The sequence below is a fragment of the uncultured Holdemanella sp. genome, assembly GCF_934772795.1.
GTDB lineage: Bacteria > Bacillota_I > Bacilli_A > Erysipelotrichales > Erysipelotrichaceae > Holdemanella.
Window position 1 is genome coordinate 1 of record NZ_CAKVMR010000021.1, and the last position, 15,307, is coordinate 15,307.

The window sequence follows — 15,307 nt, forward strand, 5'->3', positions numbered from 1 at the left end:
GCTGACCAGTTGTTGATGTTGGCATTGATAGACTCTCTTAATGTAATAGCTACTTTTTCAAATCCAAAGCGACGTGTCAATTCACTAGCTACTTCCTTATATCCTTCGCGATTGACTTCACCACTTGTTACATCTGTATCACTGGCTTTGATTCCAAATACATCGGCTGCATCTTCTTCGTTCGCAATACATACATCGACATATTCACAGATCTTAGCCATGACTTCACCAGCTTTTTCTTTTGACCATAACTTGTTACGATAGTTCAAGTCACATGAAATCTTAACGCCATGTTCCTTGGCTTTCTTACAAGCTTCAATTGTTAATTCTGCAACATTGTCACATAAAGCTGGTGTAATACCTGTAATATGGAACCATGCACAATCTTTAAAGATTTCATCCCAGTTAAAATCCGCACTTGTAGCTGTATAGATACTAGATCCTGCACGATCATAAATAACTTTACTAGGACGTTGGCTAGCACCTTTTTCCAAGTAGTAGATACCGATACGGTCTCCACCACGAGCAATATAAGATGTGTCTACACCATATTTACGTAATGAGTTAACGGCACATTGGCCAATTTCATGACTTGGAAGACGAGTTACGTATTTGGCATCAAAACCATAGTTAGCCAAAGAAACAGCGACATTGGCTTCTCCACCACCGTAAGTTGCACCAAATGTATCTGCTTGTACAAAGCGGTAATATCCTTCTGGCGCTAAACGCAACATGATCTCTCCAAAAGTAACGACTTTTTGTTTCATAATTAGCGAACCTCCTTAAGTTTAGCTACAGCCTCTTTAGTCATAGCTTCTACCTTATCAAATTCACCATTCTTGATTAAGTCACCCTTAACCATCCAGCTACCACCGATAGCTAAGATACGGTTGTATTCTAAGTAATCCTTCATATTGTTCGCATTGATTCCACCAGTAGGAATGAATTTCATTTGCGTATATGGAGCAGCAATCGATTTGATCATCTTTAATCCACCTGCAGCTTCAGCAGGGAAGAATTTTACTACATCCAAACCTAAACGGTAACATTTCTGTACATCACTAGGTGTACATGTTCCTGGAGTTACTGGAACATTCTTTTCAATACAGTGTTTTACAACATCTTCATCAAAGCCTGGACTAATAATGAATTGAGCACCAGCCTCTAATGCTTCATCCACTTGTTCAACAGTTAATACAGTTCCTGCACCGACTAACATGTCTGGAAATTCTTTACGCATGATAGCGATAGATTCTTTGGCAGCAGCCGTTCTAAATGTAACTTCTGCACAAGGAAGACCACCAGCACATAGTGCTTGTGCCAATGGTTTTGCGTCTTTTGCATCTTCTAATACAACGACTGGTAAAATACCAATCTTTGAAATCTCTTCTAATACTTTATTCATTGTTTAACCCCTCTTATAAACATTCTTTCATAACTTCGTAAGTGCCTTTTTCTTCAATTTCAGTTAAAGTTTTAACTACAGCTTCTTCGAATCCAGCAATTTGAGTTAAATCTTGTCCCCAGAATGAAGTGTTTGTACATACGGCATGAACTAAATCTTTTACAGAATCATCTTTGTGGTTATAGTAGAATTCTAGAATGTCACGATCATCACTGATTGTGTATGTATTTCCAGCTGGACGTTTTGCGACTAAACCAGCATCTGTAAGTTCATATCCTCTATAGAATTGGATGTAGAACGCAAAACTTGTAGTAATACATTTTGGAAGTTCATGGTATTCATCGATATATCCTAAGAAACTAGGCATAACACGCGCTTTCCATTTTGATGTTGAGTTTAATGAAATGCTCATTAATTCGTGATCAACAAATGGGTTGTTGAAACGATCAGATACGGCTTTCGCAAAGTTTAATAAGTCATTTTTATCTAAAGTAAGAGTTGGGATGACTTCATCATATAACATTTTGTTCATGAATCCTTTAATGACTTCATCATGCATACAATCACGAACAATGTTTTGACCGGCTAGATAAGCACCTAGTACAAATCCAGTATGTGCACCATTTAAGATACGTACTTTTCTCTTTTTGTATGGTGACATGTCAGGAGTTACGAATACTCTGTCGATTAAACCTGCTTTTTTGAATGGTAATACATCATTCAATTTTTCGTCTCCTTCAATGACCCATAAACCGAATACTTCACCAACATCAGTTAATGGATCTGAATAGTGATTTTCTTCTTCTAGACGAGCTACTTCTTGTGGATCACGGATACGACCTGGGACGATACGGTCAACTAATGAACCGCAGAATGTGCATTCTTCATTTACATATTTTTTGAATTCTTCTTCAAGGTTCCATTGTTCAATATATTGGTTAACGCACTTTAATAATTCTTTACCATTGTTGTCAATCAACTCACAAGCTAACATCAAAATGCCTGGCTTGTTGTTTTTGTAGCGGTGGTATAAGACTTGAGTTAATTTACCAGGAAAACTTGAAGCTGGTTTATCTTCAAATTGACATGAAGGATCATAGTGAATTCCGGCTTCTGTAGTGTTTGAAACAATGATTTCTAGATCGTCACTTGCGGCAACTTTCATCATTTCGTTAAATCCTTCTTCTTGGTAAGGATTTAAACAGCGACTTACACTTGAAATGATTCGTTTGTCGTCAACTTTTTCTCCGTTTACACTACCTCTTAAGTGTAATGTGTATAATCCATCTTGTTCGTTGATCATTTCGGCAAGACCTGGTGCGATAGGTTGAACTAGGCAGCATTTACCATTCCAGTCTGCTTTTTCGTTTGCCAAATCAAACCAATAATCTACGAATGCTCTTAAGAAGTTTCCTTCACCAAATTGAAGAACTTTTTCTTTGGCATCCTTTAATAGATAACCATCATACCCTACGTTTTCTAGGGTTTTGTAACTTAATTTTTCCATGTTATTATTGTTCCTTTCCCGTTATAGAGTAACGCCCTGTTTAAATATAGCCATGTCATGGAAGCCGGCTTCTTCACTTTTTACTTTTTTACCACTCGCAACACTTAATACATATTCAAATAAGTCATTGGATAAAGTATCTAGGCTAACGCCTTCAACCAATTCACCACAGTTGAAATCAATCCAGTTTTTCTTGTTTGAATACAATCTAGAGTTACTTGAAATCTTAACTGTAGGTACTGGACTGGCAAAAGGAGTACCTCTTCCTGTTGTGAATAATACGATGTGAGCTCCACTTGCAGCTAAGGCTGTTGCGGCAACTAAATCGTTTCCTGGAGCACTCAATAGATTTAAACCTTTGTTCTTCACACATTGTCCATATTGTAAAACACCAACCACTGGAGCTTTACCAGACTTTTGTGTACAACCTAAAGATTTGTCTTCTAAAGTTGAAATTCCACCCTTTTTATTTCCTGGAGAAGGGTTTTCATAAATTGTTTGATTGTGAGATTTAAAGTATTCTTTGAAGTTGTTGATTAAATCCACGGTTTCATTGAATAACTCTTCATTTTCACAACGATCCATTAAGATGGTTTCAGCACCAAACATTTCTGGTACTTCCGTCAAGATGGTTGTTCCACCTTTTGAAATCAATAAATCAGAGAAACCACCAACTGTAGGGTTGGCACTGATTCCAGATAGTCCATCCGAACCACCACACTTCATACCAATGATCAATTCGCTCGCATCAATTTCTTCTCTTTTATCTTGGCTTACTACTTCAGCTAAATCCGCAATAATATCTAGAGAATCTTGAATTTCATCTTCATGTTCTTGTGCAACTAAGAATTTAACGCGATCGGAATCATAATCATTTAAATAGTTCTTTAAAACATCAATGTTTGAGTTTTCACAACCCAATCCTAAGACTAAAACACCACCTGCATTTGGGTGTTGAATCAAATCTGCAAGAATTTGACGTGTGTTTTCTTGGTCATCGCCCATTTGAGAACATCCATATGGATGTGTAAACGTACAAATAGCTTCAACGTTACCTTTTACAAATTTCTGGGCTTGTCTTTCGATAGACGTGGCAACATTGTTCATGCAGCCAACGGTAGGGATGATCCAAATTTCATTACGAACACCAACTTTACCATTCTTTCTGCGATAACCCATGAATGTCCGTTTTTCACTAGGTTCTAGTTCTTGCACATTACGATGATAAGAATAAGTTAATAAATCATTTAAGCCAGTTTTCATATTGTGTGTATGAATCCAACTTCCTTGTTGAATGTCTTCTTTTGCGATACCAATAGGATATCCGTATTTAATAATAGGTTGATCCTTTTTAATATCTTTCAACGCAAATTTATGTCCTTGGGCAATATCTTCAATAAGTGTGACTTCTTGTCCGTCGACATTACATACAGTCCCTTTTTCTAAAGGACATAGTGCAACAGCTACCAAGTCATCCGAATGAATTTTTATATACTTTTGCACCATTTCTACCTCCTGTCTATAATTTAAATGTTTGATGTAAGTACTTACACAGAATAACCCGGTTTTTTAAATAAATCAATAGGAAAGTGTTAAAATTTTACAAATATGTATGTTTCACGACTTTTTTTTGGTAAAATATAGAAGAAGATGAATAAACCCTTTATTTATAAGTGTTGGAAACGATTCCAAAAGATGCTTGACTTATGAAATGTGAGTGGCTACAATAATAAATGTGATGTAAGTACTTACAATTCTCAACATGTTGGAATAGGGTTGAGGAGTGAAACAAAGATGAATATTTATGACATTGCCAAATTATCAGGCGTATCTATTGCGACTGTATCACGTGTAATCAATAACAGTCCTAAGGTTTCAGAAAAGACAAAAAAGAAAGTTTGGGACGTTATGAATGAGTATGATTACACACCCAACGTATTTGCCAGAGGCTTAGGTTTAAATTCGGTTAAAACGGTTGGACTTGTTTGTCCAGATGTATCCGATCGTTATATGGCGAGTGCGATTGCGTATTTAGAAAAGAATTTACGCAAGTATGGATATGACTCAATTTTGATGTGTAGTGGCTTTGATTATGAAGGAAAAGTAGAGGCCGTAAAAATATTATTGGATCGAAGAATTGATGCGATGATATTAGTTGGTTCACATTATGCAGGGGATTGCGGACAGAATGATATTCAATACCTACAGGATGCTGCCCAAAAGGTTCCCGTGGTACTTATGAATGGTTACGTTCGAGTACCGGGAGTATATTGTGTTTTAACAGATAATTATAAAGCTGTTTATGATACTGTATGTAATCTAATCGAAGTTGGAAGGAAGAAAATTGTGTTCTTGTATGATGCCAATTCATACAGCACAACGAAAAAATTAGAGGGATATCAAGATGCACTGATTGATAATGGTTTAAAGGTGCAGGAAGAATACAAGGTATTTATGCCAAATAACGTATTAAAGGCAAGAGATTTACTGGCAAAGAAAAAGTTAGATTTTGATGCCGTGATTGCCAGTGATGATGCGATGGCTGTTGGTGCTTTAAAATATGCACGTCAAATCAACAAGTCGATTCCTGAAGATGTCAATGTCGTTGGATTCAACAACTCAGAACTATGTGTTTGTTGCAATCCTGAAATGAGTTCTATTGATTCACAAGAAGAAGAATTAAGTGAAATTGCGGTTGATTCGCTTATTAAAGTTCTTGCAGGAAAATCAGTTCGACAAAAAATGGAGATTCCATGTAAATTTATTAAGCGAAATACAACACAGTTCTAAATATTAGGAGGATTACTGTGAAGTTTATTAAAAAAGTACTTGGAGCACTTATGTGTCTTGTGTTTATGCTAAGTGCAACAGGTTGTTCTTCAGTTACAAACGGGAAGCGTATCGTTCGTGTTGCGACAATGCAGTCGGAAACGCACCCTGAGTATCTGGGATTATTAAAGTTTAAAGAATATGTTGAAAAGGAATTAGGGGATAAATATGAAGTACAAATTTTCCCTAACGAAATTTTAGGTGCTGCTCAAAAATCAATCGAGTTAACGCAAACAGGAGCTATCGATTTTACAATTGTTGGTACGGCAAACCTAGAAACATTTGCGAGTGTTTATGAAATTTTCTCTATGCCATACTTATTTACTTCAGAAGATGCATATCATGAAGTTATGAATGATACAGATTATATGAATAAAATCTTCTCAAGTACCGATGAACAAGGCTTTAGAGCTTTAACTTGGTACAATGCAGGTACTCGTAACTTCTATGCGAAAAAAGAAATTGATACACCAGACGATATGAAAGGATTGAAGATCCGTGTTCAACAAAGTCCTGCCAGCGTTGCGATGTGTCAAGCATTTGGTGCTGCAGCCAGCCCAATGAGTTTTGGGGAAGTGTATACAGCTATTCAACAAGGTGTTATTGATGGAGCCGAAAATAATGAACTAGCATTAACATCAAACAAACATGGTGAAGTTGCGAAATATTTCTCTTACAACAAACACCAAATGATTCCAGACTTGTTGATTGGAAACTTGAGTTTCTTGAATGGTTTGTCTAAAGAAGAAAGAGAAGTATTCTATAAGGCGGCTGAATTATCAAACAAAGAAGAATGTAAACAATGGGATGTTCAAGTTAAAGAAGCTAAGAAGATTGCCCAAGAACAAATGGGTGTTAAATTCATTGATGTCGATGTATTGGCATTCCAAAAGAAGGTAAAGGGTGTTCAAGAATCTATCTTGAAGGATAATGCTCAGGCAAAACCTATTTATGATCATATTCAAAAAGTAAACAAAAAATATGAAGGCAAGGATGGTGAATAATATGGAAAAATTAAGAAACGCAATCAACACTATTCTTGGATGGGCATGTGTATTCGTATTTGCCGTAATGGTAGTCGTAGGTACATACCAAATCGTAGTTCGTTACTTCTTTAATAATCCAAGTACAGTATCCGAAGAATTATTAACTTACAGTTTTACATGGATGGCTTTACTTTCTACCGCTTTAGTATTTGGTAAAAGAGATCACATGCGTATGGGGTTCTTGGCCGATAAAGTTACAGGGCAGAAAAAGAAAGTATTGGAAATCATTATTGAATTATTAATTATCGCATTCGCCCTTATTGTTATGGTGTATGGTGGAATTTCTATCATGAAACTAACAATGACGCAAATCACAGCCTCACTTGGCGTAAGTATGGGATTGATCTATACAATCATTCCTTTATCAGGCATTCTAATTGTCGTTTATGGCATTATGAATATTATTGATTTGGCGAAAGGAAAGGGTGAATAAGCATGAGTTTATCAGTTTTATCAGGATTAATTATTTTAGTATTGCTAGTTATTATGCTTATTGCAGGTGTTCCCATTGCCGTGGCATTAGGAATTAGTAGTGTTTGTGCAATTTTACCAGTTATGGATCTAAATGTAGCCGTAGTTACAGGTGCACAAAGAATTTTCTCAGGAATTAGTGTATTTAGTTTATTGGCCATTCCATTCTTCATTCTTGCAGGAAACATTATGAATAAAGGTGGTATTGCCATTCGTTTGATTAACTTAGCTAAAATCGTTACAGGAAGAACACCTGGTGGTTTAGCTCAGACAAATATTTTGGCAAATGCCTTATTTGGTGCAATTTCAGGTTCAGGTACTGCTGCTGCAAGTGCTATGGGATCTATCATTGGTCCAATTGAAAAAGATGAGGGATATGATCCTAACTTCTCGGCTGCCGCAAATATTGCCACAGCGCCTACTGGATTATTGATTCCACCTTCAAATGTAATGATCACATTCTCATTGGTTTCTGGTGGTACAAGTGTTGCTGCCTTATTTATGGCTGGATATATTCCAGGTGCATTGTGGGCATTGGCTTGTATGCTTGTTGTATATATTTACGCAAAGAAAGCTGGATATAGAAGTCAGACTAAATTAACGGGTAAAGAAAAATTCAATGCGTTCATTCAAGCTTTACCATGTCTATTATTAATTATCATTGTTATTGGTGGTATTATTGCCGGAGTCTTCACTGCAACAGAAGGTAGTGTTGTTGCCGTTGTATACTCATTGTTACTTTCTATTTATGGATATAAATCAATGAAATGGAAAGATTTACCAGAAATCTTTAGATCAAGTGCTGAAATGACAGGTATCATTATTTTCTTGATTGGTGTTTCAAGTATCATGTCTTGGGTAATGGCCTTCACAAACATTCCTACAATGGTTTCAAATGGATTATTATCTATTTCAAGCAACAAATACGTCATCTTATTAATGATCAACATCATCTTATTAGTAGTTGGTACATTCATGGATATGACTCCAGCTACATTGATCTTTACGCCAATCTTCTTGCCAGTATGTACGGCATTAGGTATGAACACAATTCACTTTGGTATTATGTTGATCTTCAACTTGTGTATTGGAACAATCACTCCTCCAGTAGGAACGACACTATTTGTTGGTGTTAAAGTCGGAGGCGTTAAGATTGAAACGGTATTTAAACACTTGTTACCATACTTCTTCGCAATTATTGTTGTATTGATGTTGGTAACATACATTCCACAATTAAGTCTATGGTTACCTGGTTTAATGGGTTATGTAAGTTAGAAGGAAGGAAATTTTAAATGAAACAATTTATGGATAAAGACTTCTTATTGACAAATGAAGTCGCTAAAGAATTATTTTTTGATGCTGCAAATACAATGCCAATTGTAGATTATCACTGTCATATTGATCCAAAAGAAATTGCAGAGGATCGTAAATTTGAAAATATCACACAAGTATGGCTTGGTGGTGACCACTATAAATGGCGTCAAATGCGTTCAAACGGAGTGGATGAATACTATATTACGGGTGATGCTCCAGATCGTGAAAAATTCCAGAAGTGGGCAGAAACGCTTGAAAAAGCCATTGGAAATCCATTATTCCACTGGTCACACTTGGAACTTCAAAGATATTTTGGATATCATGGTGTATTGAATAGTAAAACAGCAGAAGAAGTATGGAACTTATGTAATGAAAAACTTCAACAAGATGATATGAGTGTACGTAACTTGATTAAAAACTCAAATGTTAAATTATTATGTACAACGGATGATCCAATTGATGATTTACATTGGCACAAAGTCATCAAGGCTGATGAAACATTTGATGTAAAGGTGCTTCCTGCTTGGCGTCCAGATAAAGCTATGCGTATCAATAAACCAGAATTTGCCGATTATATGAGCCAATTGGCAGCTGTTTCTGAAGTTGAAATTCATACTTTTGAAGATATGAAAAAAGCTATTATCAAACGTATGGAATACTTTAATGAATTAGGATGTCTAGTGAGTGATCACGGATTGGATTATGTTATGTATGCTCCAGCAAGTGCAGAAGAAATCGAAAAAATCTTTGAAAAAGGATTGAATCACGAAGCGGTTACGGCATTAGAATGTGATCAATATAAAACTGCATTCTTACTATTCATCGCAAAAGAATACAAACGTTTGGGTTGGGTAATGCAGTTGCACTATGGTTGTAAACGCGACAACAACACAACAATGTACAATAAGTTAGGACCAGATACTGGTTACGATTGTATTTCAAACTTTGCGCCTGCAGACCAACTTACAAATATGTTGGATGCGATCAACGAAAATGGTGGATTGCCAAAAACAATTCTATACAGTTTGAATCCTGGAGATGATGAATTAATCGGTACAGTACTTGGATGTTTCCAAAACAGTGATGCGATTGGAAAGATTCAACAAGGATCTGCATGGTGGTTCAACGACAATAAAACAGGTATGGAAAAACAAATGACATCTTTGGCAAACTTAGGATTATTAGGTAATTTCTTAGGTATGTTGACAGATTCAAGAAGCTTCTTGTCTTATTCAAGACATGAATATTTCCGTCGAATCATGTGTAACTTAATTGGTACATGGGTTGAAAATGGAGAGTATCCTTATGATAAGGAAAACTTAACTGAAATCGTTAAGGGTATCTCTTACAACAATGCCGTTCGTTATTTTGGCTTTGATTTATAATAGTTGATGAACAAGAGAACTTTGAATTCAAGGTTCTCTTTTTTAGTGTCATAATTTTAAAAAATGACACTTTTTCTACTAATTGGAAGTCAAAATGAGTCAACTCTGACTCAAAATGGAGTCAAAAAACATAAAAAGGTGTCAAAATCTGAAATTATGAATCAAAACACATTAAAAAAGCAGTGAAATGAGTCAAAATTTAAAATTTTGAACCAAAACATGTTTAAAAGACAGTGAAATGATTCAATATTTGAAATTATGACACTTTTTTTGTTTTTGAACATGCTAAAAAATTGTGTGATTTAAACTCATTTTCATGTTTCCCCTAGAAAAATGTAATTTTCTTCAGATATTCCCCCAGAAAAGTGTTAAATATAGTGGAATATTCCCCTAGAAAAATGTAAAATTAGATTAAAGGAGGGGATGTTTTGTGTATCGATATATATATAATGATTTAGTCAAGTGGAAAAATAGTAGCTACCGCAAACCTTTGATTTTAAATGGCGCAAGACAGACGGGAAAGACTTGGATTTTAAATGAATTCGGGAAAAAAGAATATAAAAATGCAGTTTATATCAATTGTGATAATAATAATGAAATGAAAGAAATGTTCTACGATTTTGATGTGAAGCGTTTGATTTTAAGCTTTTCTGCTCTCACAAATACGCGAATTGAAAAAGGAAATACATTGATTATTCTAGATGAAATACAGGAATGTCCATTAGGGTTAACGGCATTAAAATATTTCCAAGAAGAAGCACCGGAATATCATATTGTTGTGGCAGGAAGCTTATTAGGTATCACTTTACATCAGTCCACAGGGTTTCCAGTGGGAAAAGTGGATCAATTAACTTTATATCCTATGTCATTTAAAGAATTTTTACTGGCATTAAATGAAGATATATTGGTAGAACAGATGGAACAACATAATTGGAAAGAGATGGATGTGTTCCATGAAAAGCTAAAGAATTATTTACGTCAATATTATTATGTTGGTGGTATGCCAGAAGTCGTAAAGTATTATGTGCAAACCAAGGAAATATTTCATGTTCGCGAAATTCAAAATAAAATTCTTTTAAACTATCGACAAGATTTTTCAAAACATATACCAGGAAGCTTATTGACTAAAGTAAATTTAGTGTGGGATTCTGTTCCTGCACAATTGGCAAAGGAAAATAAAAAATTCATTTATGGAATGTTGAAAAAAGGAGGGCGTGCAAAAGAGTTTGAAGATGCGATTCAATGGCTTGTGGATGCAGGCTTGGTGTTTAGGGTAAATCGTATAAATAAAGTATGCATGCCACTTAAGTTTTATGAAGAGTTCAATGCATTTAAACTGTACTTACTTGATCTAGGACTTCTTGGCGCAATGGTGGATGCTCCCGCAAGAAACATTTTAATAGGAGATAATGTATTTAAAGAGTATAAGGGTGCTTTTACGGAACAATATGTTGCTCAACAAATAGTGGCTTGTAATGTTACGCCAAAATACTATAATAATGAAAATTCTACAAATGAAATTGATTTTGTAGTTCAACTACAAAGTGTATATCCAATTGAGGTTAAGGCAGAAGAGAATTTAAAATCAAAAAGTATGAATACATTGTTAAATGAGAATGAGGATATGGAAGGTTGGAAATTTTCAATGTCTTCATATCGTACTTTTAAACAAATTATAAATATTCCTTTGTATGATGTGGAAGAATGGATATTAATGTATAAAGAAAAGATGTTGGAAATGTAAACCAACATCTTTTTAAGTGTTATCTGTTTTCATTGATATATTCATTTACGCTTTGTTCGACAATATTGAAGTTGACTTCACCATACTGTAGTAGGGCATTATGGAAGTCTACATTGTCAAATTTAGATCTTAATCTAGATTTGGCTGTGCTCTTTAAATTTACGATTTGAAGATATCCATAATAGTAAGATAAGAATACAGTTGGATTGTCTGCCAATTGATTATAAATGCTTTCTAATCCTTCTGAACTAAACATATCGCCATATTCATTCTTAAAATCATTGAGTGACATACCATCATAATGAATGCTGATATCCATTAAGACGATGTATAGATTGGTAAGAATATTGTTTAAGTTATAGGCTTCTAATAAGTCTTCATTGTTGTCTAAATAATGTAAAGACATGCTTTCCATATAAGTGGCCCATCCTTCAGACATACCTAGATTGTTGTAGAAGAATTGGATTGGATATTTTAGATGTTCCTTGTTGTATTGTGCTTGATACATGTGACCGGCAATCCCTTCATGAGCTAATGTTTGATAAAGTGTTAAGCTTGATGGATCATCGCCATAATCACGTTTGTTGTAGCGCATTTGATAGTTTTGTGAATAATCCAAAGCTGGTGTAATAAAGTAGGCAACAATTCCACTGACAGATTGATCTTCTGGTAGTGCTTTTAAATCATATTTCATGGTTTCTACTTTTGGGAAATCCTTTTTATAGTTCTTTTGAAGGCTTTCTAGAATTTGATTTACATCTGTAAAATCCGTTGAAACAGAATCCAATTCATACGCAATCATTGGATTAGCTTTATATAACTTTTGGAATTTAGTGATTGCCGAATTGATTGCGGATTGTGTGTTCTCTTTAATTGTAGAAATAGAGTCAGTCGAACTTGTCGCATTCTCAACTAATACTTCATAGTACTTCTTACCATTTTTATAGTTAGACAATCCTTGTAGAGGTTGTACTTTGGATTGTAGTGAAGTTAAAGTATCTAACATAGACTGATAACTAGGAAAGAAACTAGTGTCCATAGCTTCTTTGACTTGTGCTTTGTAAGATGTTGTTTTTTCTGCATCTAGATTTAAAGCATCAATCGCATTATATAATGCACTTGTGATTGAACTATCCTCTTTATTGTTGATCACATCTTGAATATCTTGAGTAACAGATTCATAGTCAAACTGTAATGTATTCTTATCTGCTTGTTCTTTTGTGTATTCTAACACATCATTTGTGTAGCGAGGCACATCGTTAATTAGAGTGATCAAATCTTTGATGTCTTGTTCATTGCGTAAAATGTATTCAGAGAAAACAGAAATCAAACTTTGGTGAAGTCCGCTCATTGTGCTCCAACAATTGTTTAGATATTGAAATTTTTTATTTTCAGCTTTTAAACTCAATTCATTCTCATATTTCAATTCATCATAGATGGTTTGTTGCGTCTTGTCTAAAGTGCTGCGATTAAACTTCTTTAATTCTTTTTGATCCTCTTTGATTTCTTTTGTATTGTCCGTATAGAATTCACCAAGACAAATATCTACTTTATTGACATCAATACCATAATCTTCTGGATGTTCAAAAAATTGGTGCATCGTTGTATAGTCATTTTCGGCATATTCAACAACCAATTGATTTGTGTATTTTGTGAAGTCCTTGTTTTCTTTAGCTGCAAACGTATTGTCTTGCATTGTAGTTGAACCACATGCAGTGAGTGATAATACGGTAAAGCTAATAAATAGTTTTTTGAATGTATTTTTCATTAGAATCCCCCAAATTTCAAAAAAATGGACTGATTATTCATCAGCCCATGTAATTTTCTTATTCTTAACACCTGCAATAGATGCCAATGCCAAAAGGTCATATCCCTTTTCTGCAATATATGCATGTCCTTTTTGGAAAGCTTTTTCGATAACCATTCCAACACCGACGATTTCAGCTTGTGCCTGTGCAATTAAGTTTTCAGTTCCCTTAAATGCTTCGCCATTTGCCAAGAAATCATCAATGAATAAAACTTTATCACCTTTTTTCAAGTATTCTTTTTCAATACAAATTGGATATGTTTTATTCTTTGTGAAAGAGAAGACTTCCGCAAAAGCAGGATCAATCATTGTGCTTGGCTGTGTTTTCTTGATGAAAATCAATGGCACATTCAAACGGATGGCAGTTGCGAATGCTGGGGCAATACCACTAGATTCAATGGTTACTACTTTTGTGATGCCTTTGTCTTTAAAGTGTTCATAAAATTCATTTCCCATTTCATCTACTAAAGAACAGTCAATTTGATGATTTAAAAAAGCATCTACCTTTAATACTTCATCATTAATAAAATGTCCTCTAGTCTCGATTGCGTTTTTCAGTGCTTTCATTTTGATTTCCTTCCTCTTTTTGTTTTATCTGTACAATAGTTTGTCCGATGCGATGATTCTTTACTTCTTTAACATATACATCCATCAAGTCTAGACTGACTTTAAAATGTGAACCTTCATCAGGAATTTGTCCATAATGATTTAGGATGTATCCACCAAATGTATCACAATCCTCGTCTTCTAATGAAATGCCCAAGGCTTTTTCAACATCTTCAATGTCAGCTTGGCCATAGATTCTAAATTGATCTGCATCAATTTGTTGGATTGGATCTGGTTCATCAATATCATCATCTTCTTGAATTTCTCCAAGAAGAGTTTCAATAATATCGTGTAAAGTCACGATACCGGTCATTCCTCCATATTCATCAAGTAAAACCGCAAAGTATACTTTTTTAATTTTCATTTCCTTCAATAAAACATCGGCCTTCATATTTTGTGAAATAAAGAAAGGTTGGTCCATCGCTTTATTGATAACGTTATCTTGTTCAATCGAATCTAAACGGAAATAATCACGTGTATCTAGAATACCAACGACATCATCATTATCCTCATCACATACAGGATATAATGTGTGACGATTTTCTAGAATTGTCTTTTTCCATGTTTCCTTATCGTCATTTAGATATAGACAAACAACTTCACTTCGATGCGTACAAATTTCTTCAACGGGTGTATCATCAAATTCAAATAAGTTTTCGATAAATTCTTTTTGACTTGGTTCTACTCCACCACCGTTGATAACTTCATAAATATCTTCTTCGGAATAATCTTCTTGTTCTTTTTCCACTTGGAAACGCAAGAAGAAAGTCAATGGTGTAAATAAGGATTGAATACCTTTCGCAATAGACATAAATGGTTTTTCAAACTTGTCTGAATGTGCATTCGCAAATTTTCTTGGTAATAAATCACTCAATAAAATATATACATACACCAATAGAAGTACAACTACATAAAGTAATGGACCATGGATCATAGATTGTAAATAGATTACGCTCATCACAATGCCAAATACTTCCATGCATAGAGATAGCCATTTTAATGTAGCTTGGTATTTATAAGCATCATCTTCGACTTCTTTATTTGTAGAAACGATGCTGCTTGTCATTGAAAACAAGATGTTTAGAATAAATGTGAATAAAATTAAGATGGGAAGGTTCATATTAACCCTCCTAAACTATACTGTAACGGGACTGAATCATCCGGATTCATGAAACTATCACTCCTTCATTAAT

Annotated in this window: 13 protein-coding genes; 6 read left to right on the forward strand and 7 right to left on the reverse strand. The window is 34.7% G+C overall.

Annotated features, from left to right (window positions below):
- The 4 genes from Q0F04_RS05445 to Q0F04_RS05460 form a co-directional block, all read right to left on the reverse strand.
- The coding region (locus Q0F04_RS05445; RefSeq protein WP_295751070.1) for a sugar kinase at positions 1 to 767 on the reverse strand (767 nt) is incomplete at its 3' end.
- Between the two features lie 2 nt (positions 768 to 769).
- Positions 770 to 1,405 carry a bifunctional 4-hydroxy-2-oxoglutarate aldolase/2-dehydro-3-deoxy-phosphogluconate aldolase gene (locus Q0F04_RS05450; RefSeq protein WP_295751073.1) on the reverse strand — a complete coding sequence of 212 codons (636 nt, stop codon included), beginning with the start codon at positions 1,403 to 1,405 and terminating at the stop codon, positions 770 to 772.
- A gap of 13 nt (positions 1,406 to 1,418) precedes the next feature.
- Entirely contained in the window at positions 1,419 to 2,912 is a 1,494-nt protein-coding gene (locus Q0F04_RS05455) for a tagaturonate reductase (protein WP_295751076.1), read from the reverse strand.
- Positions 2,913 to 2,933: 21 nt separating this feature from the next.
- Positions 2,934 to 4,418, reverse strand: a complete 1,485-nt coding sequence (locus Q0F04_RS05460) for an altronate dehydratase family protein (protein ID WP_295751079.1) — start codon at positions 4,416 to 4,418, stop codon at positions 2,934 to 2,936.
- A 288-nt stretch (positions 4,419 to 4,706) separates the two neighbouring features.
- Here Q0F04_RS05460 and Q0F04_RS05465 point away from each other — a divergent pair, with 288 nt between their 5' ends.
- The 6 genes from Q0F04_RS05465 to Q0F04_RS05490 all read left to right on the forward strand — a co-directional run bounded on the left by Q0F04_RS05465 (position 4,707) and on the right by Q0F04_RS05490 (position 11,701).
- Entirely contained in the window at positions 4,707 to 5,702 is a 996-nt protein-coding gene (locus Q0F04_RS05465) for a LacI family DNA-binding transcriptional regulator (protein WP_295564748.1), read from the forward strand.
- A gap of 17 nt (positions 5,703 to 5,719) precedes the next feature.
- Positions 5,720 to 6,745 carry a TRAP transporter substrate-binding protein gene (locus Q0F04_RS05470; protein WP_295751082.1) on the forward strand — a complete coding sequence of 342 codons (1,026 nt, stop codon included), beginning with the start codon at positions 5,720 to 5,722 and terminating at the stop codon, positions 6,743 to 6,745.
- Between the two features lies 1 nt (position 6,746).
- Positions 6,747 to 7,220, forward strand: coding sequence for a TRAP transporter small permease (locus Q0F04_RS05475; protein ID WP_295751085.1), 474 nt, complete (start codon positions 6,747 to 6,749; stop codon positions 7,218 to 7,220).
- A 2-nt stretch (positions 7,221 to 7,222) separates the two neighbouring features.
- On the forward strand, positions 7,223 to 8,533 hold the full coding sequence (locus Q0F04_RS05480) for a TRAP transporter large permease (RefSeq protein ID WP_117572113.1): 1,311 nt from the start codon (positions 7,223 to 7,225) through the stop codon (positions 8,531 to 8,533).
- Positions 8,534 to 8,550: 17 nt separating this feature from the next.
- Positions 8,551 to 9,957 carry a glucuronate isomerase gene (uxaC, locus tag Q0F04_RS05485; RefSeq protein ID WP_295751088.1) on the forward strand — a complete coding sequence of 469 codons (1,407 nt, stop codon included), beginning with the start codon at positions 8,551 to 8,553 and terminating at the stop codon, positions 9,955 to 9,957.
- 430 nt (positions 9,958 to 10,387) lie between these two features.
- The gene (locus tag Q0F04_RS05490; protein ID WP_295751091.1) at positions 10,388 to 11,701 is read left to right on the forward strand and encodes an AAA family ATPase; all 1,314 of its coding nucleotides are present in this window, start codon (positions 10,388 to 10,390) and stop codon (positions 11,699 to 11,701) included.
- A gap of 19 nt (positions 11,702 to 11,720) precedes the next feature.
- Here the strand turns inward: Q0F04_RS05490 and Q0F04_RS05495 are convergent, their stop codons facing one another.
- The 3 genes from Q0F04_RS05495 to Q0F04_RS05505 are packed head-to-tail and all read right to left on the reverse strand — an operon-like array spanning position 11,721 to position 15,234.
- Positions 11,721 to 13,469, reverse strand: coding sequence for a DUF885 family protein (locus Q0F04_RS05495; protein WP_295751094.1), 1,749 nt, complete (start codon positions 13,467 to 13,469; stop codon positions 11,721 to 11,723).
- Between the two features lie 33 nt (positions 13,470 to 13,502).
- Complete coding sequence (locus tag Q0F04_RS05500) at positions 13,503 to 14,075, reverse strand: xanthine phosphoribosyltransferase (RefSeq protein WP_288518779.1); 573 nt, start codon at positions 14,073 to 14,075, stop codon at positions 13,503 to 13,505.
- Positions 14,044 to 15,234 carry a hemolysin family protein gene (locus Q0F04_RS05505; RefSeq protein ID WP_295751099.1) on the reverse strand — a complete coding sequence of 397 codons (1,191 nt, stop codon included), beginning with the start codon at positions 15,232 to 15,234 and terminating at the stop codon, positions 14,044 to 14,046. The genes Q0F04_RS05500 and Q0F04_RS05505 overlap by 32 nt, the downstream gene beginning before the upstream one ends.
- Between the last annotated feature and the right edge of the window lie 73 nt (positions 15,235 to 15,307).

Excerpts from the sequence above, each read along its gene's own strand:
- Q0F04_RS05450 (WP_295751073.1), bottom strand. The coding sequence starts at position 1,405 with ATGAATAAAGTATTAGAAGAGATTTCAAAGATTGGTATTTTACCAGTC.
- Q0F04_RS05455 (WP_295751076.1), bottom strand. The coding sequence starts at position 2,912 with ATGGAAAAATTAAGTTACAAAACCCTAGAAAACGTAGGGTATGATGGT.
- Q0F04_RS05460 (WP_295751079.1), bottom strand. The coding sequence starts at position 4,418 with ATGGTGCAAAAGTATATAAAAATTCATTCGGATGACTTGGTAGCTGTT.
- Q0F04_RS05465 (WP_295564748.1), top strand. The coding sequence starts at position 4,707 with ATGAATATTTATGACATTGCCAAATTATCAGGCGTATCTATTGCGACT.
- Q0F04_RS05475 (WP_295751085.1), top strand. The coding sequence starts at position 6,747 with ATGGAAAAATTAAGAAACGCAATCAACACTATTCTTGGATGGGCATGT.
- Q0F04_RS05480 (WP_117572113.1), top strand. The coding sequence starts at position 7,223 with ATGAGTTTATCAGTTTTATCAGGATTAATTATTTTAGTATTGCTAGTT.
- uxaC (WP_295751088.1), top strand. The coding sequence starts at position 8,551 with ATGAAACAATTTATGGATAAAGACTTCTTATTGACAAATGAAGTCGCT.
- Q0F04_RS05495 (WP_295751094.1), bottom strand. The coding sequence starts at position 13,469 with ATGAAAAATACATTCAAAAAACTATTTATTAGCTTTACCGTATTATCA.
- Q0F04_RS05500 (WP_288518779.1), bottom strand. The coding sequence starts at position 14,075 with ATGAAAGCACTGAAAAACGCAATCGAGACTAGAGGACATTTTATTAAT.
- Q0F04_RS05505 (WP_295751099.1), bottom strand. The coding sequence starts at position 15,234 with ATGAACCTTCCCATCTTAATTTTATTCACATTTATTCTAAACATCTTG.